Annotated in this window: 20 protein-coding genes; 3 read left to right on the top strand and 17 right to left on the bottom strand. The window is 44.3% G+C overall.

Going from position 1 to position 21,495, the window contains the following annotated elements; genetic code table 11:
* Window positions 1-19: 19 nt before the first annotated feature.
* Complete coding sequence (locus LCM10_RS04085; RefSeq protein ID WP_224874894.1) at window positions 20-448, bottom strand: YybH family protein; 429 nt, start codon at window positions 446-448, stop codon at window positions 20-22.
* A 202-nt stretch (window positions 449-650) separates the two neighbouring features.
* Between LCM10_RS04085 and LCM10_RS04090 the strand changes: the two genes are divergently transcribed.
* Window positions 651-998, top strand: a complete 348-nt coding sequence (locus LCM10_RS04090) for a potassium channel family protein (RefSeq protein WP_224874895.1) — start codon at window positions 651-653, stop codon at window positions 996-998.
* A 762-nt stretch (window positions 999-1,760) separates the two neighbouring features.
* Here LCM10_RS04090 and LCM10_RS04095 read toward each other — a convergent pair.
* Window positions 1,761-2,720, bottom strand: coding sequence for an LLM class oxidoreductase (locus LCM10_RS04095; RefSeq protein WP_224874896.1), 960 nt, complete (start codon window positions 2,718-2,720; stop codon window positions 1,761-1,763).
* Window positions 2,721-2,862: 142 nt separating this feature from the next.
* Window positions 2,863-4,254: an MFS transporter gene (locus LCM10_RS04100; protein WP_318247480.1), complete on the bottom strand. Its 1,392-nt coding sequence runs from the start codon at window positions 4,252-4,254 to the stop codon at window positions 2,863-2,865.
* A gap of 321 nt (window positions 4,255-4,575) precedes the next feature.
* Here LCM10_RS04100 and LCM10_RS04105 point away from each other — a divergent pair, with 321 nt between their 5' ends.
* A complete protein-coding gene (locus LCM10_RS04105) occupies window positions 4,576-4,878 on the top strand; it encodes a hypothetical protein (protein ID WP_224874897.1) in 303 nt (100 codons plus the stop codon).
* A 65-nt stretch (window positions 4,879-4,943) separates the two neighbouring features.
* On the opposite strand, the gene LCM10_RS04110 is transcribed toward LCM10_RS04105, so the two are convergent.
* From LCM10_RS04110 to LCM10_RS04120, 3 genes are all read right to left on the bottom strand, one after another.
* Window positions 4,944-5,441, bottom strand: a complete 498-nt coding sequence (locus LCM10_RS04110) for a hypothetical protein (RefSeq protein ID WP_224874898.1) — start codon at window positions 5,439-5,441, stop codon at window positions 4,944-4,946.
* 60 nt (window positions 5,442-5,501) lie between these two features.
* Entirely contained in the window at window positions 5,502-5,786 is a 285-nt protein-coding gene (locus LCM10_RS04115) for a hypothetical protein (RefSeq protein WP_224874899.1), read from the bottom strand.
* Between the two features lie 232 nt (window positions 5,787-6,018).
* Window positions 6,019-6,426 carry a VOC family protein gene (locus LCM10_RS04120; RefSeq protein ID WP_224874900.1) on the bottom strand — a complete coding sequence of 136 codons (408 nt, stop codon included), beginning with the start codon at window positions 6,424-6,426 and terminating at the stop codon, window positions 6,019-6,021.
* 234 nt (window positions 6,427-6,660) lie between these two features.
* On the opposite strand from LCM10_RS04120, the gene LCM10_RS04125 reads away from it, so the two are divergent.
* On the top strand, window positions 6,661-7,359 hold the full coding sequence (locus tag LCM10_RS04125) for a bacteriorhodopsin (protein ID WP_224874901.1): 699 nt from the start codon (window positions 6,661-6,663) through the stop codon (window positions 7,357-7,359).
* Window positions 7,360-7,507: 148 nt separating this feature from the next.
* On the opposite strand, the gene LCM10_RS04130 is transcribed toward LCM10_RS04125, so the two are convergent.
* The 11 genes from LCM10_RS04130 to LCM10_RS04180 form a co-directional block, all read right to left on the bottom strand.
* On the bottom strand, window positions 7,508-8,614 hold the full coding sequence (locus LCM10_RS04130; protein ID WP_224874902.1) for a glycosyltransferase: 1,107 nt from the start codon (window positions 8,612-8,614) through the stop codon (window positions 7,508-7,510).
* Between the two features lie 35 nt (window positions 8,615-8,649).
* Window positions 8,650-10,077, bottom strand: a complete 1,428-nt coding sequence (locus LCM10_RS04135) for an aldehyde dehydrogenase family protein (protein WP_224874903.1) — start codon at window positions 10,075-10,077, stop codon at window positions 8,650-8,652.
* Window positions 10,049-11,560, bottom strand: a complete 1,512-nt coding sequence (locus tag LCM10_RS04140; RefSeq protein WP_224874904.1) for a phytoene desaturase family protein — start codon at window positions 11,558-11,560, stop codon at window positions 10,049-10,051. The genes LCM10_RS04135 and LCM10_RS04140 overlap by 29 nt, the downstream gene beginning before the upstream one ends.
* A gap of 197 nt (window positions 11,561-11,757) precedes the next feature.
* On the bottom strand, window positions 11,758-12,666 hold the full coding sequence (locus LCM10_RS04145; protein WP_224874905.1) for an alpha/beta hydrolase: 909 nt from the start codon (window positions 12,664-12,666) through the stop codon (window positions 11,758-11,760).
* 461 nt (window positions 12,667-13,127) lie between these two features.
* Window positions 13,128-13,733 (bottom strand): GNAT family N-acetyltransferase, encoded by a 606-nt coding sequence (locus tag LCM10_RS04150; RefSeq protein ID WP_224874906.1) that lies wholly within the window; start codon window positions 13,731-13,733, stop codon window positions 13,128-13,130.
* 343 nt (window positions 13,734-14,076) lie between these two features.
* Complete coding sequence (locus LCM10_RS04155) at window positions 14,077-15,093, bottom strand: ABC transporter permease (RefSeq protein WP_224874907.1); 1,017 nt, start codon at window positions 15,091-15,093, stop codon at window positions 14,077-14,079.
* Window positions 15,090-15,944, bottom strand: a complete 855-nt coding sequence (locus LCM10_RS04160; RefSeq protein WP_224874908.1) for an ABC transporter permease subunit — start codon at window positions 15,942-15,944, stop codon at window positions 15,090-15,092. The genes LCM10_RS04155 and LCM10_RS04160 overlap by 4 nt, the downstream gene beginning before the upstream one ends.
* 41 nt (window positions 15,945-15,985) lie before the next feature.
* A complete protein-coding gene (locus LCM10_RS04165; RefSeq protein ID WP_224874909.1) occupies window positions 15,986-16,693 on the bottom strand; it encodes a hypothetical protein in 708 nt (235 codons plus the stop codon).
* Window positions 16,690-17,190, bottom strand: coding sequence for an RNA polymerase sigma factor (locus tag LCM10_RS04170; RefSeq protein ID WP_224874910.1), 501 nt, complete (start codon window positions 17,188-17,190; stop codon window positions 16,690-16,692). Before LCM10_RS04170 ends, LCM10_RS04165 begins: the two co-directional genes overlap by 4 nt.
* A 1,118-nt stretch (window positions 17,191-18,308) precedes the next feature.
* Window positions 18,309-19,127, bottom strand: a complete 819-nt coding sequence (locus LCM10_RS04175; RefSeq protein WP_224875594.1) for an SDR family NAD(P)-dependent oxidoreductase — start codon at window positions 19,125-19,127, stop codon at window positions 18,309-18,311.
* 784 nt (window positions 19,128-19,911) lie between these two features.
* Window positions 19,912-21,495: a SagB family peptide dehydrogenase gene (locus LCM10_RS04180; RefSeq protein WP_224874911.1), complete on the bottom strand. Its 1,584-nt coding sequence runs from the start codon at window positions 21,493-21,495 to the stop codon at window positions 19,912-19,914.

A 21,495-nucleotide genomic window follows, 5' to 3' on the forward strand; every position in this document is an offset into this window, starting at 1 on the left:
GACCTGTCCCCGTGGTTCCCTACCTTAAGTGAAACATTCCCCTCCCGTTTTCCATACTGATGGGCAAAGAAGAATGTTCATGGGTGATTACCCAAGAGTCGTTTACTTTTTTCATGCAGAATGTGAATCGATTGGTCATCTGACGAAGTTTTTCTTCGGATCCTTCTTTGTACGCAGCATAAGTTATGGCACAATGAACAAATGCGAGATTCGCACTTTCTTCAATCACAACATCATCAAACCCTACGATCAGTGTTTCTTCACTTTCTTTTAAACCATTAAACCAATCATTAACGTTTGTTCTCCATGATTCGATTCCCTTGCTTTCCCAAGCACCCCAGCAATCATAAATATGGATATCAGAAGAATAGGCAGACAAGAATGCATCCAGATTCCTCTCTTGAACCCCTTGCTTATAATGATCAAGAACTTCTTGAACGGTAGACATTTGTTCCTCTCCCTTGCTATGTATGTATGGTCGTTCTTTTACATGTTCTATATTCAGCCCTTTATATCCTTTATCGCCCTAACCCTTGGGAGCATTTTCGGGGGGCACAAAGGACCGTTCTCCGTATCCGTTCTTTATCATTCCGTCACCCTGATGTATAGTAGAAACACGATCCAGATTTGAAAAGGAGTCTACAACTAGAATGATCTCATTTTTTCTCACATTAAAACGATTGGTAAAAGCGTTATGGCAAGCATTCAAATTGAAGAACTTCCAAGTTCTTTTCACATTAGTAATGGTTTTATTGTTCTCTGGTACTACTTTTTATGTAATGCAAGAGGGATTACCGGTGATCGACGCTCTCTTTTATTGTGTGGTCACACTCAGCACGATCGGGCACCCGAGCTTTGAACCTCAGACTACTTTCGGGAAAATTTTTACGATGATCTATATCTTTGGTGGAAATGGCGTATTCATTGGCATGATTGGGTATGTGGCGTATGCGATGATTCAGAAACCGGAGAAAGAAAAGAGGAATGTTGATTTATGATCGGCATTCCTCTTTTGTTGGGTGTAGTTTTTCTATGTCAGATGAACTCGAGGAATACATCCTTTACTAGGTATATGGACTATTCTATTTATTGGATGGGTATTCTGAATTTGCGCGCGGGAATTTGGATTTGCGCGTGGTTTTTAGAGTTTGTGCGCGATAATTTTTATTTGCGCGTGGTTTTTTCGAGATACGCGCGATTTTTTCAATTTATGCTCATCTCCCCAAAATATACCAAAAGAAATCAACTTGCATTCCTCTCTACCCTTCATCGCTGTCTCCCTCTAGGTCCATGGCAGGTGTCCTCGTGGTACACCCGCCAGATTTTGTGGGCATTTTCATATGATTATTAGGGATTAACCCTTATTTGTAAAAAACCATTTTAAAAAGACCTTTCAAACTTGTCCTAAACTGCTGCATGCTGTTGGACTGTAGGATTTTTTTTCTCTTCAAACTGTAAAATTAGTAACTACATGGTGGTGATTCATCCTTTTTAAGGAATAATTGTACCTTAATATTGATAATTCTACCCTTCAATTAAATGATTCTACCCTTCGTCCAGATTATTCACCCCTTCATTCTAGTAATTCTGCGGTACATGTCGAATTTTCTTCAAAATCGGGAAAATTGCAGCAAGAAGTCCGTCCCGACGTTGATTGAACCAAGGTACCTGTCCCCCTGGTCCACCCCTGGTCCATCACAAAAAAACACCCCCTTTCCAAGAAAGGGGGTGTTCATCGTGTTCAATTGTCGCGCGGTCCCCTACTCCTCGATTGCCGGAAAATGAGGGACGACTTCTTCACCTAATTCCTGTATGACTTCTTCCGCTGGCCGATTGCTGTCAAAGAGTGCAAAGAATAGATGATTCACGCCGGCATTCCTGTAGATGTTCAATAGTTCTTTCAGGTAGTTCCGTCCGATCCTGAATCCTAGACGGATTGGGGTCGGACGTTCATTCGGATCTTCTGCGAGGTCAAGGTGCATCGGCTGACTGAATGGTTTGAACACACCCGGATGGTATTCTTCTACGAGCGACCTCCACTTCCCTATCGCTACTTCTTGATCACGTGGACTTCGTGGATAGTACATCCAACCATCTCCGTGTTCCGCGAACCAATTCATTTCTTGCTGGGCGTAGCCAGTGATGAATGTTGGGATCCGTGTGTTCGGTTTCGGTACAAGGTTTGCACCGTTGATTGATCCTCTATTTGAATCAATGCGTGGAAAGTCTTCATATAACACTTCTTGCAAAAAGTGATAAGCTTCCACGAATTCTTTCCCGCGTTCAGGATGGGACGCACCAAGGGCAGCGAAATCTGCCCGGCGGTCACCCGATGACACGCCCAGTAGCACCCTTCCCGGGAATAATTGATCGATTGTGGCGATTTCCTTTGCCACTCTCAATGGATGCCGGAGTGGTAACACAGCAGCGGCCGTTCCGAGCGCGATTTCTTTCGTTTGTGATGCAAGATACGTTAAATAGATCATCATGTCATAAATCTGGCCGACGGCAGGATCCCCGAAGTTCGGGTCTTCGAGCAGCACATCCCTGAACCATAGACTTGTGAACCCCAACTCCTCTGAAAGCTGTGCCAGGTCCACCTGTTTCTCCATCGTGGGTGTATCAAAGTGATAATTTTCAAGAGGTATGTGAAGACCCAATGTCAATTTTCCCTCTTTGTACATACGATTATAGGCTTTGTGATGGTCGAATGATATCATCTTTTCCTCTCCTTTTCTTCAGGTGACGAGAGGCGGTCAAGAGGACCACCCCTGTCAACACAGTCGTCAGAATGCCCATTCCAATGGTTTGATTGACTTTCCGTTGATGGAACCTGTCCTTCCAAATCTGCACCATAGGTGATTACGCGTCTTTTCGTTCGATTCCACGAAGCCATGCGGTTAAGACGACTGCACCGGCAACCATGATGCTACCGATCCAAGGCGTATGGATCAGGCCGATTCCGTCTACGATGACTCCTCCGACAAACGAACCGATCGCAATTCCGACGTTGAACGCCGCGATATTCAAGGCAGATGCGACATTCACGGCAGATGGAACATACTTTTCAGCCAAATTCACGACAAGAATCTGCAGACCTGGAACGTTCATGAATGCAAATAATCCCATTAGGAAGATCGCGATCAGACCCGCTACTTTAAACGGTGCCGCAAATGTAAGCGCAAATAGGATGATGGCTTGAAGAACAAACATCCAGAATAATGCTTTTAAAGGATTCTTATCAGATGCCTTCCCACCGACGACATTTCCGATGGCAACGGCAATTCCGTAGACAAGTAGAATGACACTGACCCATTTCGCGCTAAAGCCTGTCACATCTTCCAATAATGGAGTTAGATATGTGAAGGCAACGAACGTACCTCCATAGCCAAGGGCTGTGATGGCAAATGCCAGCATTAAGCGGCCGTTTGTAAGGATTTTTAATTGTTCACTGAATTTTGCTGGTGGTGCTTCTTTTAAATTTTTAGGAACCAAGATGGCACTTGCAATGATTCCAACTACACCCAATAGGGCAACGCCCCAGAAGGTTGATCTCCAGCCAAAGGCTTGTCCAATGAAGGTTCCAAGCGGTACACCTGTTACCGTTGCAACCGTGAGTCCTGTGAACATAAAGGCAATCGCACTCGCCCGCTTATGGGCAGGCACTAGATCGGCAGCAATCGTCGAACCGATCGAGAAAAAGATTCCGTGAGAAAAAGCCGTGATAAAACGGGCAACAAGCAGTAATCCGAAGCTTGTAGATAAGGCGGCAACCGAGTTACCGACGATGAATAATAACATCAATGACATTAAGAGCGATTTACGTGACATCTTACTTGTCAATGCGGTCAATACAGGAGCACCAATGGCAACCCCGATCGCATAACCAGAAATCAATAGACCAGCAAGTGTAATGGAAATTGATAGGTCATCCGCAATGGATGATAATAACCCGACCGGCACAAACTCTGTTGTTCCGATTCCGAAGGCACTGATGGCAAGAGCCAATAACGCTGGTGTGCCTCCTTTTGACTTTGTTTGATTTATAGTAGCTGAGTGTGAACTCATGAAAGTTTTCCTCCTTATATATCTGATTGGATACAATAGATGAGAAATGAAGGCGCCTTTCATTTCACTGTACACATCATGATAATGCGTATAAGAACTTATTGGAAGTACGTACTTTAAAGTCACGTAGGCACTCTTTTGTACCATAGTTACTTTTAAGTACCTATATACCCTAGATGGTGACATTGATGTTTTGGAATGAACCACCTGAAGGGCTGTTACCTATGATGCACCATATCGGATTAGTTGGGAAGAACGCACTTTTGCGTGACATAGGTACCTGGAAGTGCCTGTCGCCTTGTTTTTCAATAAGCGGTATGTACAGAATGTTTTTTCACGGTTTATGGACATAAAAAAAGCCCGATCAGCTGATGAATTTGATCGGACCCTTTCTCTTTTTTCATTTAGATTGTTGTGAATCCAAACTACTACCTTCTAACAGATTTAAGTGGTAAAATTGTACAAATAATTACGTTTACATACATTCTCCTTTGGAGGTGAATCGTCTTGAGCAAACGAAAAGGAAACAGTGTGTTTTCACCTACAGGGATCTTCATCAAGTATACACACGTTGATTCTATAACAAAAAAAGTGACGGCAACGATTTCATATGAGAATACGGTGCTTGTAACGATTGTAGTCGATTTGAACGTGAATCATATTCATATTGAGGGGGATTTTCAAGAAGTAGTGTCTGTTTTACCGGTAAGAGTTGAAAATTCTTATGTTGAAGAAATTAAAGGATGGGCTGAATTCTTCAGCAAAAGGGAGATCACTGAGCCTCAAAGGTATTTTGAGCAATTTATGTGAAAATTGGCAGCTCGCTTCACTTTTAACAGAAATCCTGACTAGCAATCCAGTTTTAAATAATAACATTATGTAAATTTAAAAAGAACACAACCAAATTTGGATGTGTTCTTTTTATACAAATCAATCGCATCTGCACCATCGATCCGGCTCTCCACAACTGCTGCAGCACTCACATGGGTACGTATCGCATCTCCTGCAGCACCTGCAATTTGCCTCCCCACATTCGGAACAGCACTCACACGGATAGCTGTCGCACTTTCTGCAGCACTTGCAATATGAATCCGGCTGCCCGCATTCGTCACAGCATTCGCATGGATAGCTTTCACACTTTCTGCAGCACTTGCAGTATGATTCCGGCTGCCCACACTCATCACAGCATTCGCATGGATAACGGTCACACTTATTGCAACATCTGCATCTCGCCTCTCCGCATTCACTGCAGCACTCACAAGGGTATGCGCGGCAATTACTGCAGCATTTACAGGGGTAATCATCACATTCTTTACAACAGCGGCACTGTGATTCCCAGTGGTTACAATTGTCGCAGATTGGCTTATAATCATGCATGTCATCTTCCCAGTCTCTCTCCCTCTGGGAACGACCGAGTTCATCATCGACCGCTTTCACTTTCCAATGATCGGCATTATGTTTCCGGAGAAGATACGCCTCATGCTCAAGTTCATTTCGGGTCTTCTTCTTTTCATCCTTATTCGATTTATGGTAGCTTTTATTCCGGTTATACTCTTCGCGTTCAAGTCTTTGTCTGGCCCGGTTTTCTTCTGATTCATAATAACGTTCGAAATCACCATGATAATATTCTTCTTCAGGTTCAGTTCTTTGCTTTCTTTTACTGACAGTACGTTCAGGTTCTGTCCCCTTGGTCCCATTCCCCGAACTGCTCCAACCAAGGGAAAAGATCCCGCCGAATATACCCACTACAACAAGCCAGATGAAATGGCCTTTCACAAATAAAAACCATAAGACTGCAAGATAAAGAATCCAAATCATCACTCCACCTCCCATGGTATATCTTACTACGACCAATGGCTGGTTAAGAAGAAGAAAATGGAAATTATTCACCTTGCAATTTCATCGCGATTTCTCTTTGAATTCTGGCTCACCTCTTACAAGGCGATGAGATCATCCTTCTGCATGTGGAAGATTCAGCTGCCACGAGACCCCAAAGCGGTCATTCACCCATCCGAATTTCTTACTGAACCCGTAGTCCCCAAGTGGCATAAGTGCTTGTCCCCCTTCACTTAGTTCCTGATAAAGGTGGTCCAGCTCCTCTTCTGTATCACACGTAACAAAAAGTGAAAAAGAAGGTGTGAATGAAAACTCATGTTTAATATTACTGTCGATGCACATGATTTCCTGGCCTTTCAACGTGAACGTTGCCTGCATGACGGTACCCTCATCCCCATGTTCATTCGCACCATACCGGACAATGTTCGTGACGGACGAATCCTCAATCAGAGACGTGTAGAAATTCATTGCTTCTTCCGCATTAGCTTCTTGAAACATCAAAAATGGTGTAACCTTCCCCATAGTAAACCTATCCCTTCAAACTGTATTTTCTTTATTATAATTCAGTTGGATGGTCATTCCAATAGGAGGACCACCCTCAGTACACTAAAGCATCTCTGTGCTGAAGGACCGTCCCGCGGTACGTTAAAGCATCACCGCGTTGAGGTACGGTCCCCGACAATCTTTCATGTTGTATAATCCCGACCCTTTTAGCAAATAAATGATAAAAATGGAATTGTGGAGGGTGGGAATTCATTGTACGCGTATATGAATGAGATTGAAGTGACATCATTATGGATTTATGTGGTATTCATGTTTTCAGGGGCAGCTGTGTTTGCTTTATGGAGCATGAATAGAAAAGGGGTACCTAAGGTGGAGTACCTGATTGCTTTCTTCATTCCGGTTTGGTCGGGCCTTGCATATATGTCGATGGCAATGGGGCAAGGGGGAATCGTGAAGGATGGTGGGGTCGTCTATTTTGCACGCTATCTGGACTGGGTCGTGACGACACCTCTGTTGTTGATCGCTCTTGCGTTAACGGGGATGCATCATTTAAAGAAGAAGGATCCCATCATCATTGCTAGTTTAATTGCAGCGGATGTTGTGATGATCACGACGGGCTTCATTGCTGATATGTCCACAGGTGGAGTGGTTTTCACTTGGTATTTAATTGGTATCACTGCATTCCTCGTGATTCTTTGGCTGATATGGAGCCCTTTACGAAAACTCGCAAAGCAGCAGGGGGAAAAGCTTTATAAGGTATACCTGATGGTGTGCGGTTATCTTACTCTGTTCTGGGTTGGTTATCCTCTTGTCTGGCTTCTTGGTCCATCCGGGCTTGGGGTGATCGGACAGGCTGGTGATACACTACTTTTTGTCATTTTACCGATCTTTTCAAAGGTTGGGTTCAGTTTATTGGATTTGTATCAGTTGCGGCGTTTACGGATTGGATAATCTGGTTGCATCATAAGCTCCGTTTTAGGACCCTCTTTATTTAAAAAACTCCTGATTAGGAAGAGCGTGCACATCATGCATCTTTTTCGTAATCAGGAGTTTCTGCATGAAATACCTTCACCCTTCAGTAAAAGTATAATCCAGGTTCCTAAACATCGATCTTCCTCCCCTTCCATTTGACCGAATGAAAAACATTCACTCGTATGAAAGAATACAGGTAGAGTCCTGCGAAAAATAAAAACAATACCGGATAAAAAGGGAAAATCGACCATCTGAAGTTTCCGACTCTGCGGGCAAACCAAGCCGTTTGGAGACCATAGAGGATAAACAATGCCCCACTGACCATCATGGTCACTATATTCATTTCAACAATGGAAGAAATCAATGCGCCCGTGATGTTCAAACTACCGGCAATCCAGATGATGACCATCAGCATGATGAGGGGATGAGTGGACTTGGACCCAAGGGCAAAGCTTTTGCACCAGCCTTCGATAAGGGTTCCCAAGCCTTCAGGGTACATGCGTAGCGCGATGATCCCTTTGCCACCGAGGCAACGAACCGGGAGATCCTTGTTAAGAAATGCCTGGCCAAGTGCCAGGTCATCCATCAATTCCCCCTCAATTTTCTTATGTCCTCCAATTAAAAGATAATCATCTTTATTGGTTAAAATGCACGGTCCGAACGAGCCTGCGGTTTTAAAACGGGATCCCCAGACGGTGAACCCGTTCATGCCAACGACGACGATGATGTTAAAGATTGCTGACAGCTGTTCATACAAGCGATAAACGGTATGGTAGGGCTGCAGGGCTACAATGCCCCTGGCTCCTTTTTCGTTATAAAAATGCAGGAGGTTTCGTAGTCCATCCGCACTTGAAAAGGTTGTATCTGCATCTAAGAACAATAGCCACTGTCCCTTTGCATGCAAGCTGCCATGCCAACAGGCCGATGACTTCCCGGTTCCTTCATTGTGTAAAACCCGCGCTCCGTTGCTCTCCGCTACAGAAACCGTATTGTCAGTGGATTGGTCATCAACGACCACAATTTCAATGTTCTTATAATCTTGTTCCTGCAAGGATTTCAATAAAGGCGAGATCCTGCCTCCCTCATTTCTGGCAGGAATGATGATCGACAGGAATGGAAGGCTCTTTTTATTCCCGGGGGAGAATACGGGAACAGGCAAGGACCAGAACATGACAATCCCAAGGATCAAGCCTAGAAAACCGATAGCAAGATTTATTACTTCTGAAGCGGTCATGATCCTGTCTCCTTTCTTTCAGTGCTCTTACCCTGCTACAACAACCACTTTCTAAGTTTTTTCAAAACCTTTAAATTCCGCTCCGAATACGGCGGAAATTTATCCTGAGCATGAAAGTAGTGATACGCTTGATAGTCTGTTTTATGATAGGTGAAGGCTAAATAGCCAGCCTTGCCATGATAAGCACCATATCCACTCCTCCCTACCCCGCCAAAGGCGACATGGGGATGTGCGGCGTGATGAATCACTTGATTGATGCTGATGGTTGCTGACTTCATATGTTCCTTGAATAGGCGGATATGATGCTTGTTTTTACTGAACAAATACCCTGTGAGTGCATCACGCTGAATGCTACCACTCGATAATAATGTCTGTAAGTCTGTATATGGGACGACGGGAAGGACCGGGCCAAAGATCTCGTCCTGCAAGATCGAACTCCCTGGTTTCGGATTCGTCAGCACCGTGGGAGCGATGAACAGGTTGCTTCGATCATACGTACCCCCATGCGAGACATCCCCTTGCCCGATGAAATTCACCACACGTTGAAAATGTGCATCGTGACAGATCCTGCTATAATCAGTGCTCATTTCTGGTTGTTCTCCGTAAAAAGCAGTCAATGTTTCTGAAATCGCAGATAGTGTCTGTTCATACTTGCTCTGATGGACAAAAAGGGTATCCGGCGCAATGCAGGTTTGCCCGGCATTGAGGAATTTCCCCCAGACGATTTCGCGGATGGCCTCTTTTGAAAAGCCTGTTTCGTCGATGACACAGGGATTTTTCCCTCCCAGTTCCAGTATGACCGGCGTGAGTTGTTTGGCCGCCTGCTCGGCTACCACTTTCCCCGTCTCCCCGCTTCCAGTAAAGAAAATCAGGTCAAAAGGGGAAGACGTCAAAAAGCTTGCCGTCTCTGCTCCCCCGGTGACAACGGTCATCTGCTCAGGAGGAAATGCCCCGTTTATCACGTCTTTCAGTAATTCACCCGTTGCCGGTGCATACTCGGAAGGTTTGATCACACAGCGGTTTCCACCAGCGATCGCAGCGATGGCTGGCATCACCGAGAGCTGGAGCGGATAGTTCCACGAACCAAGGATCAAGACACTGCCGAATGGCTGCCGCATTCTTTTGATATATTCGACGTATCCGAGTTTTATATGTAGGGACCGATGGGGACGGGTCCATTTTGTGAGATGCTTGCATGTGGTATCGATTTCATTCAAAAGAACCGCAATTTCGGATGAATATGCTTCAATTGCAGGTCTCCCCAAATCGGAGTGAAGGGCCTTGATAAAGGCGTCTTCATGCTCCAAAAGGATGGCTTTCAGTTTGGAAAGCTTTTCCTTTCGTGTTTGAATCGAGAGGTCTGCATTTCCCGCCAGATCCTCTCGCTGCCTTTCCGGTAATGCGTTCAGGAAAAGACATTCATCCTCATACGTGTCATGCATCCCGCTGAACAATTTGATCACCCACAAGCTGGCCGCTTAAAGTGACCATCGGCATTCCTCCACCAGGATTCACCGTTCCACCGACAAAATAAAGATTGTGATAGCGTTCACTTTGTTTCGGGTGCTTGAACCCTTTGTTCTTCTTGGAGTCTGACACGGTCCCATAAATCGCACCGCGGTCTGACCCATAGACACGCCTAATATCTTCCGGCGTCCACATATCCTTCGTGACGATATTGGCCCGTAAATCTTCAAGGCCCATTTTCTCCAATTTAATCAGGACACGCTCAGCGAATTGTTCATAGTCGTGCTGCGAGAATGGCTGATCTTGGATGTACGGGATATGCGGCAGGACTTTAATATTTTCATGTCCTTCAGGAGCTTGTGTCGGATCGGTTTTATTGACGTTGACCAAATAAATCACCGGGTCGTCCGGAAGTTCATGCGAATGAAAGATCTTATTCATTTGCTGTTTCATATTTTCCGCGAAGAAGAAATTATGATGACGCAGCTGAGGATAGCTCTTCTTAACGCCCAAATGCATCACAAGTCCGGAACTTGCTGGCTCGAACTTCTTCTTTATTTTTTTTACATAACGACTTTGATCCTTAAGCAGTCGTTCGTAAACCGGGATGACTTCCATGTTGGCGATATAATAGTCAGCGGTTAATTGTGTCCCATCTTCCAAGACGGCTCCAGTGATTTCGCCTTGTGACTTTTCAAGTTTGACAATCGGTTGACCCGTATGGATGCTGACACCTACTTCTTCTGCAAGCTTGACAAGGCCACGGGCAAGATGATGCATGCCGCCCGGTACATACCATACACCCTGGTCGTGCTGCATGTAGATCATCATATTCAAAATCGCAGGTGCATCATAAGGGGATGAACCCACATACTTGATAAAATAGGAAAGCATATCGCGGAATTGCTTATTGCTGATCCGTTTATCGATGGAGCCATGAACCGATGAAGTCAAATCAAGGTTCTTAAGCGCTTTTAACAGGCTTAACGGGCCGGTATATTGCATGAATTGCCTCGTGTTTTCAGCGCCCTGCTTGAGATAGCTTTTATCACTCATCTCATAAAGCCCTTTTGAATACTGAAGCAGGTCCCGGTATTCACGCATATCCTTTTCAGTGAGGGATGGGTTGTTCGCCCCCATGTTGTCCAGGTCTTCATACAAATCAATGACATTTCCATCAGGGAAAAATGAACGCCATTGATGATCCAGCCTCGTAATCGGTACATAGTCCCCCATGTTTTTTCCACTGGCGGTAAATAATCGTTCAAAAATTTCAGGCATCGTCAAGATCGACGGTCCGAGATCAAATCCGAAGCCGTCCTGATCCAGCCGATTTAATTTCCCACCAATGTGATCGTTCTTTTCATATAAGGAAACGTCGTAGCCGGCTTGCGCAAGTGAAATGGCAGCCGAGACGCCTCCGAGTCCCCCTCCAATGATTAATACGGTTTTCTTTTTCAACCGTGAATGCACCTCCATTTTTCAAATCAATTAGGATCGTTCGTTTTCTACTTAAAGGGTTTCATCCAATTGCCTTCGAATTTAACCGCTGAACCGCTTGATGCATCCTTTTTCTACTGCTACAAAGTCTATAAATTCAGCACTTGTCTTATACCCTGATGTAGAGAAAAAATCGGCGCAATGTGCCTCCAGTGTCGTGATCGAGCTACGATCATTCATTCCACACGGGTCCGTGCTTCGAATTCAAGTGATTCAGTCGCATCTTTGATCTTCCATGCAATCATTCCCCAAGCTTTTTCAGCGCTTTCTTTTGGCCCTAGATGTGTAAAAGCATGGGAACAGCCTTCGAATAGCTCTTCCTGGACGTGTACACCTGCTGCATTTAATTTTTCCGCATACCGTAGCGCTTCTGGTCTGAATGCATCGAACTCCGCTATGAGAATCAAGGCCGGAGCCAGACGATCACTGACTTCAGCGAGGACAGGGGATGCAAGGGGATGCGCCGCTTGCCCTGTTTCGGGTACATAGCACATGTTGAGAAATTGAGCGACTTGCGGATACCTTGAACGCCATTTATCAGGTTCCGGTTTTTCTCCGTGCGGCGTGACAAAGTCGAGCATCGGGTAGGACAGCACTTGGAGCAGCGGCTGCTTCTCCCCCCTCTCTTCAAGGTCAAGGCAGAGTGCCGCAGCTATATTTGCACCAGAACTTTGTCCACCAACCGTGATTTTCTCAGCATCGATCTTCAGCTCATCGGCTCTCCCCTTCAGCCATTGAAGAATGTCATAAGCTTCCCTGATCGGTTTTGGAAACGGATACTCAGGAGCTTTCGCATAGTCAACATTCACAACCACGCAGTCTGCCTCATTGGCAAGATAACGGCAATACGGATCATCCATCTCCTTCTCATTCATGATGAACGCACCGCCATGGAAGTTGACGTAGACAGGAAGCTTTTTCTTGTTTGTTTTCAGAGGATAATATAAAGATATTTTCGTACGTTTAATGGACGTTTCAACGAGCACATCTTTTTTCATGTCCACTTCTTGCAGGGGAACCATCGGTGTTTTTTCCGCTTGGTTAGGCAAGAGGCGCAGTACTCTTGCAATCATCAACTTGAACATACGGATACCCTCGCTTTTTTTTACCACTATACCCGTTTATTTGCTGAATAATACTTGGAATGTAGGTTTATTGAAAATTTAATGTGGGGGGAGTATTTGAGTTGCGCGATTTTTGTTATATGGGGACTGTTTTATGATAAGGGAGCTTGTTGGATTCTTGATACACCACCAGGTATATAGAAAGATGAAAACGTGGTTTTGATAATATATTTCTATATTTGATAATAAATGGGGATTTTTGATAATATATTCTGTTTTTTGATAATAAGTGGGGCAGTTTTAATAATAAAAGTAGCTCCTGCCCCTGTTATACCCCCTACTACAGCGATCATGCATAAAAAACTTGAAGAAAATCACACACTCATCGAGTATAAAGACTAAAAACAGATAGATTTCCATTAAAAAGACGTCACTTATTGCTAAAGTGAACCCCTTCTAAACCGGCGGAGGGTTTAGACGGATCAGATTCCTCTATAGTGTTCCATCCTATCACGTAACCCTCGCTTCACCCCAGCCCACTCTTCCTTTGTGATGGAATAAAGAACCGCGTTTCTAACATAACCATTCGCAAGAATCCTTTCATTCCTCAAGATCCCTTCTTTTACGGCGCCCAATCTCTCAATCGCCTTCCTTGAACGTACATTTCTCTCATCCGTCTTCAATTGAACCCGAATCATGCCCAGCTGCTCAAAGCAAAACTGCAACAATACAAATTTGGTTTCAGTATTCGCGAATGTTCGTTGGTAGTCCTTGTCGTACCAGGTCGAACCCACTTCACAGGACTTTTGCTTCTCGTTCCATTCATACATCCGTGTGGTACCGACAATCTCATCTGTATCTTTCAACATCACAACAAATGGCAGCGCCGCTCGTTGCCCCCGTAGTTTAACAGCTTCCGAAACCCAACGTTCCATTTCTTCTAACGTACTGATCTCTGAAAACATAAACGCCCAAAGATCACGATCATTGATACGAAACAGGTCACGAGCATGTTCCAGTTTCATAGGAACAAGCTTAATCCTCTCTCCTTCTAAAACAAACTGTGGATCAAATGGTGAAACCGTCATGTGGTAAGTTCCCCCCTCTATGATTATCGTTCTATCATTCTGTTATCTATTCCATGTGGCTTACGATTTTCCCTTCATGATTGATGAGGAGTAAAGAGCGTTTTTCGTCTCTAAGAACCAAGATTTTTCGACAACTTGGGGGGGTAAATGGAAAATATGAAAAGTGGATTGTCATTTTCTAGAGAGTCGCATGCATATAACGCAGCTTGTATTTTTCATATTGAACAGATTTCTATTGAATTAAGGTGCTAATTACTTCTCCTTACATAAGAAAAGAATGGACTTCCATCCATTCATTCCTTATGTCCAGCCAAGCAGGCATCCCATTCTATGTAAAAGGGATCTAGTATCCATTCACTCTCTGAAAATCCTCTCCCGTAAACCCTCTCTTACCTGCCGTTGTTGGAGGAACCTTTTCTTCCTGACCTTTCTTCAGGTCTGCATTGACGCTTGTTACTGACAAAGCCTCCACCCCTTTGGTGATGCCATTTAATGAGAGGATCGTCAGCGAGAAGAACAGCATGGGTGCCATAAAGATCCACCATGCATTAAAGAGTTCATGGAAGTTCATTGCCATCAACCCAGCCCACTCCTGTACGATTGGTTTGGGAGGATCACAAAAAGGCCCATAGCATACATCGGTCCCGCCAAAGAACAACTTGAAAAAACCTAAATGCGCAATAATCAGTAGCACTTGGATGACGATTTTCGGATAGATGATAAAAAGCCTTGCCTTCAGGTGAGGCAGAACATGTTTGATCAGAACGAAAAACTTGCTGCCCCCTAGAACCTTTGCACTTAAGATGAATTCTTTTTTTAATATTTCCCTCGTTTCATTCGAAATCAACACGGCTGTTGTGGGGACTGTAATCAGTGCAAGCGTGATGATCGTCAGCAGCACCCTTTCAGAAAAGGTCGTGTCGAATCCTCCTCGCGGCTCCCAAAGTAAAGGGAATAAAATGTTGTATGCAATGATGGATTGTGGAATGAAGTATAGCGATGATAATACGGTTTGAGAAACAAATCGATTTGCCGTTTCGAAGAACCCCCAAAAAATGCCAAAGACAAAGGAGATGACAAAACTGAGCAACGAGATGACGACAGCAGCACCTAGAGTGTACTGCGCCCCCTGCAATACTTTATACAACAGATCATACCCGTTTCGATCAGTCCCTAACGGATGTTGAACCGAAGGACTAAACGGGGCCTTTCCGATAATCCTCCCGTCTTCATTGTATGATAATAATGTTTGTGGAATCTTACCATCATACACGAAGTTGTACGTCAGGCTCCCTACAACCAATAGCAAAATAAAACCGATACAAATGGTCAACAAGATCTTGGCCTTTGCCCTAGTCATAAACTCATCTCCCTCCCAATCCTATTTTTGATGAACCATTGAAGGCACTTCAGCAAAAGGTAGATTGGTATAAATAGCAGGATCGAAGTGATGGCAAAGATGGAAGGGGAATTATATGAGAATAAGAAAGATGTTACCCCGAATACATTAAATAAATATTCTAGTATCAATAAATTCGAGAGCATCATCCAAACGATTTGCTTCCCGTGATACGTGACGCTGATCAAGATATTCCGGATCATATGGATAAACAAAATACGATATTTATTAAGTCCTTTCCCCCTGGCCAGCTCAACATACGATAAATGCTCTTCCTCGTTTAAAAATGAGACCAGTAGCCCCAAGAAAAAGAAAGTGGGTAAGATACTCAGTGCCACAGCCGGGAACAGGATCACTTGATTTTCTCCCGTTGAGGCCACATCGATCAACAATACACCTGTGCTTTTAAAAAACAGAATGACGAAGATCTGAAGAACGGCAATGACGAAGATATCAGGCAATGAACTGATCACGACCGAACAAGACTTGATCAAAGCCTTGAAGGATGTTCCTGCAAAAAAGTAACATACAAGTAAAACCAGAGAGTTCACGATGGCCATCACCAAGGCTAGGAACACAATCCTTGCACTGCTGAAAAAGGCACTGAATAGGATTGGAAAAACCTCTCTTTCTATTTCAGATACAGGATTAACATAGACGAGATCCTGGGGCCATGCTATTTCTTTTAACACAGACAATAAGCGTTCCCAATAAGACGTTTGTGGTTCGAATAGTGCAGAAGTCGAACTGACGAGCAAGATCCCTAAAATGATCAACAAAGGCTCCATGATTAATTTGATTCCAGATTTCATGCGGATCCCCCCTTTCGTTTTAAAGCTTCTGTTTCCACCACCTACTCCTTGATGTCTCTAAGGTATTTCGGAAGTAGATGATACTCCGTCGTGTCGACTCGATAGGCTGCTCCCATCAATTTCAGTCCATAGTAATCATTGCCATTGTAACGATATTCGAAAGCGCCTTTCGCATTCTTGATTTGTTTCAATTCTTGTCCTCGCTCACCCAATACTTGTTTTACCCGCTGAGGCTGGAGATGGGAATAGATGATGACGTTCATCAGATATTCTTCATCCTTCTTGGCACGTTCAATGAAAAATTGAAACGAGCCTTCATCATCAACTTCAACTGAATCTTCATAAAGAAAAGCGTCTTTTTCCTTGCCTGCTTTTTCGACCGTGATCACCGTCCCTTCTGGCAGATTGCTGAGTCCCTTAATGACAACTAAATGTTGAAGGTTGTACACATTTCCAGAGAATTGGTAGGTTTCATGGTTGTCCGCGTTGTTTCTCGTAAGATGATCCAGAGGAAGTACGTTTGAAATGATCACCATCAAAACCAGAATACCTGCGATACTAAGGAAGATAGGCTGTAGCTTGTTTGTTAATGTCTTTCTCTTTTTCTGCTTCCTTGTCATGTCCATTAAATGTTGATGAATCCTTTCCTGCGTAAATCGATCAAAGTGCTTTTCATAATCCGGTTCGGGCAAGGCTTTGATTTCTGCAACTAGTCGATCCATTTGTGGATTGGTATTTTCTTTACTCACCCCAGCCCCTCCTTTTTCTTTTGTAGAGCTTTCAGCGCCCTGTGATACGTGACCCTCACCTTATTTTCATTCCAGTTTAAAACATTAGCTGTTTCTGAAACCGTAAATTCCTTAATCCCCCGTAGGATGATGACATCACGATAATCCCTTTTCAAGGAGTGGATTGCTTCGTATAGAATATGGTTTTGCTCATTAAGCTGCAAGATCCTTTCAGGACTATTCTCTAGTCGATCTTCGAATTCCCTGCCCGTCAATGACATCCAAATTTTCGTTCGCTTTTTCTTTCTGATCTCATCTATCCCAACATTCCTCGCAATCCCGAACAACCAAGTCTTAGGGCTTGAGTGCTCTTGAAAACGGTCAATCCCCTTGATCGCACGGTAAAACACTTCCTGAACCAAGTCCTCGATATCGGGAGACCCTGTATAGTAAATCAAAAAATGATAAATATCTTTGTTATATTGATAAAACCAGTCCGAAATCTTGTTGCCTGACATCCTCCGAAACCCCCAACCATGTGCACACTTATTAATGAGTCGAATCACAACTTGATTTATTTCACTTTTTTGAAAGTTTTTTAAAAAAATTCACGAACATGCCCTGTTATGTATTGCGTTTTTCTTAATTCCAATTATTTCAAACCTTGTAAGAGTACTCAATAAAAATTTTGTATGAGGGATCCCAGGCTACCTGAAATAGGTGCTGGGTAAAGGTTTTTCGACAAGTTTGGGCGGTGAACGGAAATAGTGGATGTATTGATGGATTGTGGATTGTAAATATGGAAAGTGGTACGTATTTTACTAAGGTGGAATGCACGTTTGGAAGGTGGTGGAACGGTATTAATCGGGGGGAGGTAAGTTTTGGAGTGGCAGGGGGAGGAGCGAGCGGGATTTGTGTTTTTGTGCTTATTGGCCTTTTCTCATAGAGGGGGGCTGTTTCTTTACTGATGATGAGTGAGGTGTTTATTTTTTGGGTTTTTTTGGTAAGTGACTGAATGATCCTCAGAATCGAAAGAATAAGCAGGAAAGTTGGAAGATTAAATGTGTAACGTAAAAGATTATCGTCTGAATCTCGAAGATTATCAGTCAAAAACGGAAGATTATCCAATTTAGTTCCATTTTTGATTGCCCAATTCCTTTATTTCAGTTGATGAGAAGCCTCATTTAAAGAACCAATCTCTTTTTTCATTAAAATTGCTGCTTCAATCCAGTAATTCAGAGTAAAATCAGGGACTGTTACCTTGATTGGAGCAACATTCTATCGATCCACCCCCTCAGAAGATCAATTTTATTCAAAAATCTAACCGTTAGGCGTCGTCTGGATAGGCATAGTAAAAAGTAGACCAGGAACTGCTCCCCGCTCTACCACAGACCGTAGTCCACTTTGTAAATCTAAAAATCGCTAAAACGTGAATTTACCCATTCTGTCATCTTTCAAGAGTCCCCAGTATATTTCTTTCTCACTAATTTGTACTTTTGATAACTCGAGAGACAAATCCACCACTGTCTGTGTTTTCCATCTATAGTGTGTATGACTATTCCCAATCTCTCAAAAAAACACTTCCTTACTTAATGGAAGCATATGAGCATCCATTTAGTAATCGGAGGCACCTATCCTACCCATTAAACGGCAACGGCTGGGTTCCATCAATATCGGTAAAATCATATTCTCTCGCTAGTTCCGCCACCATGACTGCGTTGCCAGAGAACCACGAAACGTTGCTGTCTGATGCCAGTGCCACAACTGCTCGACCAACGTAGGCGGTGGATTCCGTTGCTCCATCCTCTGGTCCAAAACCTGAGTCGATCACTCTTTCCGTCCTCATCCATCCTGGGCAAACCGCAACGGCTGAAACGTCGAAGACCTTTAATTCCTTTGCCATTCCCTGAGTCATTCGATTGATGGCATTCATCGCGAGATCATAATATAAATTCCCTGAAATTTTATCCTTCATAAAGAATGTGATGTTTACAATCAGTCCATTCTGATTGTCCTTCATCAATGGTACAGCGTATCGGGACGTCAGCAAATATGCCTGGGGTCCGGCTACCATCATGGCATCCCAATGCTCCGTTGGCCGTTCCCAAAAAGATCGTCCATTCCCTGCCGGCAGCGAGCTTTCGGAACCACCAAACACACTATTGACCAACAAATCGATCCGGCCGTGCTCCCTTTCAATCTGTTCAAACAGATTCCTCACGTCATCCTCGTTTGTATGGTCACATCGTACGGCAATGCCTATTCCCCCACGTGAAGTGACACCATCTGCCGTTTCTTCGATGGTTTCTGAACGATGATCGGTTGCAGCTCCCCTCACACTCCGCCCCGTCACATACACCGTCGCTCCTGCACTGCCTAATTCGAAGGCAATCCCCCTTCCCGCTCCACGGGATGCACCTGTAACAACCGCAATCTTTCCTTGTAATGGTTTTATCATTTTTAGACTCCTGAATGTATTGTTTTTTTAAAAATAGTAAATGGGCACTGGGCGGGTCCCTATCAAGGCCATGCTATTAATATCACAATCTTCATGTTATCGCTTGGACCACGGTACCTGTCCCTTTGGTTCGCTTCCAACCTACCAATATTTCCGATTTTAACATAATTCAGCCAGGGAGAGCACATGTGTTTGTACCACTGTGCGAAAATGCGTTCCCTTAGCGGGGTGCAGAAGAAAATCACGGGTGTGCAGCCAAACTACTAGCGCATGAGTTTGGATTTTTTTGGTAAGTGACTGAATGATCCTCAGAATCGAAAGAATAAGCAGGAAAGTTGGAAGATTAAATGTGTAACGTAAAAGATTATCGTCTAAATCTCGAAGATTATCAGCTCAAACCGAAAGATTATCGAATTTATTTCCATTTACGCTTGCCCCAATCCTAAATTTCACATGATGAGAAGCGACTTTTAAAGCACCAATCTCAATTTTCATTAAAATTGCTGCTTCGATCCAGCAGTTCTGAGTAAAATCAGGGACTGTTAGTCGGATTGGAGCAACAATTTACCAATTTACCTATCGACCTACTCTTCAATCATGATTAGAAAAGATAATCTTCCCGAAGAATGTAAGATGAACTCACCTTAATAAGGTCTACATTTGCATCCTCCGTTTTAACATTCATTTCCGTCCGTCAACATCATGAATAAACGGTGCCTGACTTATAGGAAGTCAGGCACCGTTTATTAAAGTTTTTCTTTTAAAAATGCCCCTTCCCTCCTCAACTCAACAAATCCCCCCTCAACCACGCGCGCTTCCGATACGGTCCGATGGGAATCTGAATCAAGGTGGTGTTGCCCTCAGAATCCAACTGGTAGATGCGATCTGTCAGGGTGGTATCGAAGCCAAGAAGCGGGTGTCCACCAAATCCGGCAGCGGATGTAGCCAAAAGCAGGCGCTGGAGAAGGAGGCCGGCTTCCATTTGCATGAGCCGGTAGCCCCTGAGCCCGAGGGTGTCTTTATTATAGTCCTTCTTGCCGATGATATGCAGGCACAGCGGTACCTGGAGCAAATTAACGTTATCTAGGGACAAGCCTGATTGCAGCTGAAGGCGATAATCCCCCCTGCTGATTTCACGCAATGAATGGGAGACGTGGTCATAGGCGTATGCCCCATCCGGGATGCCTTCTACATTGTAAAAGCAGCCATAAATTGAAACACGTGGCTCTCTGTCATGAATGTGTTCGTCTAAGTCATTCCGGAAATGGTGATCGACTCGTTTCAATAAAGACGAAAGTTGCTCCTGGCTGATCTTCCCCATGACAAAATCCATTTCCGGGGAATAGCGGTTCCGGCATGCTTCGGTAAAATCATAGGAGCTGGACCTGACCTCTGGAAGTGGAATCTCTTTCCCGCTACATCCTGCCCAAAGTGGTGTACCGAGCCGCTTGAAATCACCTGTATGTTCCAGTTTACTAGCTTCATTCACCGCTAGTAACATAGGAAACTCCCTGATCTTCTCAGAACGCTCATAGTGTTCGGAGGTAATCGCAGGCAGCTCCCGGCATAATTCTTCAGAAGAGAATACGCCTGCCCTCCCGCTTCTGGTTCCAGTCCAATTCGTTGCTGCAACGGAGAGCGGGATGACGCTATAGACGTTTTCCTCATCTTCGTCGAGACCAAGCAAATGATTGAGTGCCGTATCGAGAAATTGACCATATACGCCTGACTCGTAACCAAACCGTTTTGCTGTTTCGATCAGCTGACCGGTCAGGACACCTGCATCGAGCCCCTGGAGCCGGTAGGAAAAGTTATTGTATTTAAAAAAGTTTTTCCAAAAACGGGTGGAGATCAAGGCCGTTCCGAAACAGGAAGAGATGTCGCAGCGGTTGCCGAGTGCCCTTTCTACGTACCGATCGACATTTCCTTCACGAAGCAGCTCGAGACGATGATGGGCGGCATCGTAATGGTAGACCCCATGAGGTAGATCATACAATTTTAAATAAAGATAAAGTTCATTCGGATACAGAGCCCCTCCTGAAGGGGCAAAACGCCTGTAGGAATGAATGGGAAAAGACTCCTCTTCCCCGTACTCAATTGAATCCTCTGACTGGCTTACGCCTGTGACGCCATACACATACCAGAGAAAGTGGCCGATGGTTTCCACATTCGGTTCTGAAGGGGTCCGTCTCCCCGTAAGTGACAGCGGTACTTCTGATGACAACGGCACCACTGGCAATCCCCGGTACAGCTTATAGGGAAGAGGCGCATCATTCCAGTCCGCTTCCCAGTTCGGCTGATTGGCGCGCTCGATTCGACATTGCAGATTGTGTAGAAGTTCTTCCAGATCCTGATCCAAGCTCAT

Origin of the sequence: Rossellomorea aquimaris (assembly GCF_020171925.1) — a bacterium.
GTDB lineage: Bacteria > Bacillota > Bacilli > Bacillales > Bacillaceae_B > Rossellomorea > Rossellomorea aquimaris_F.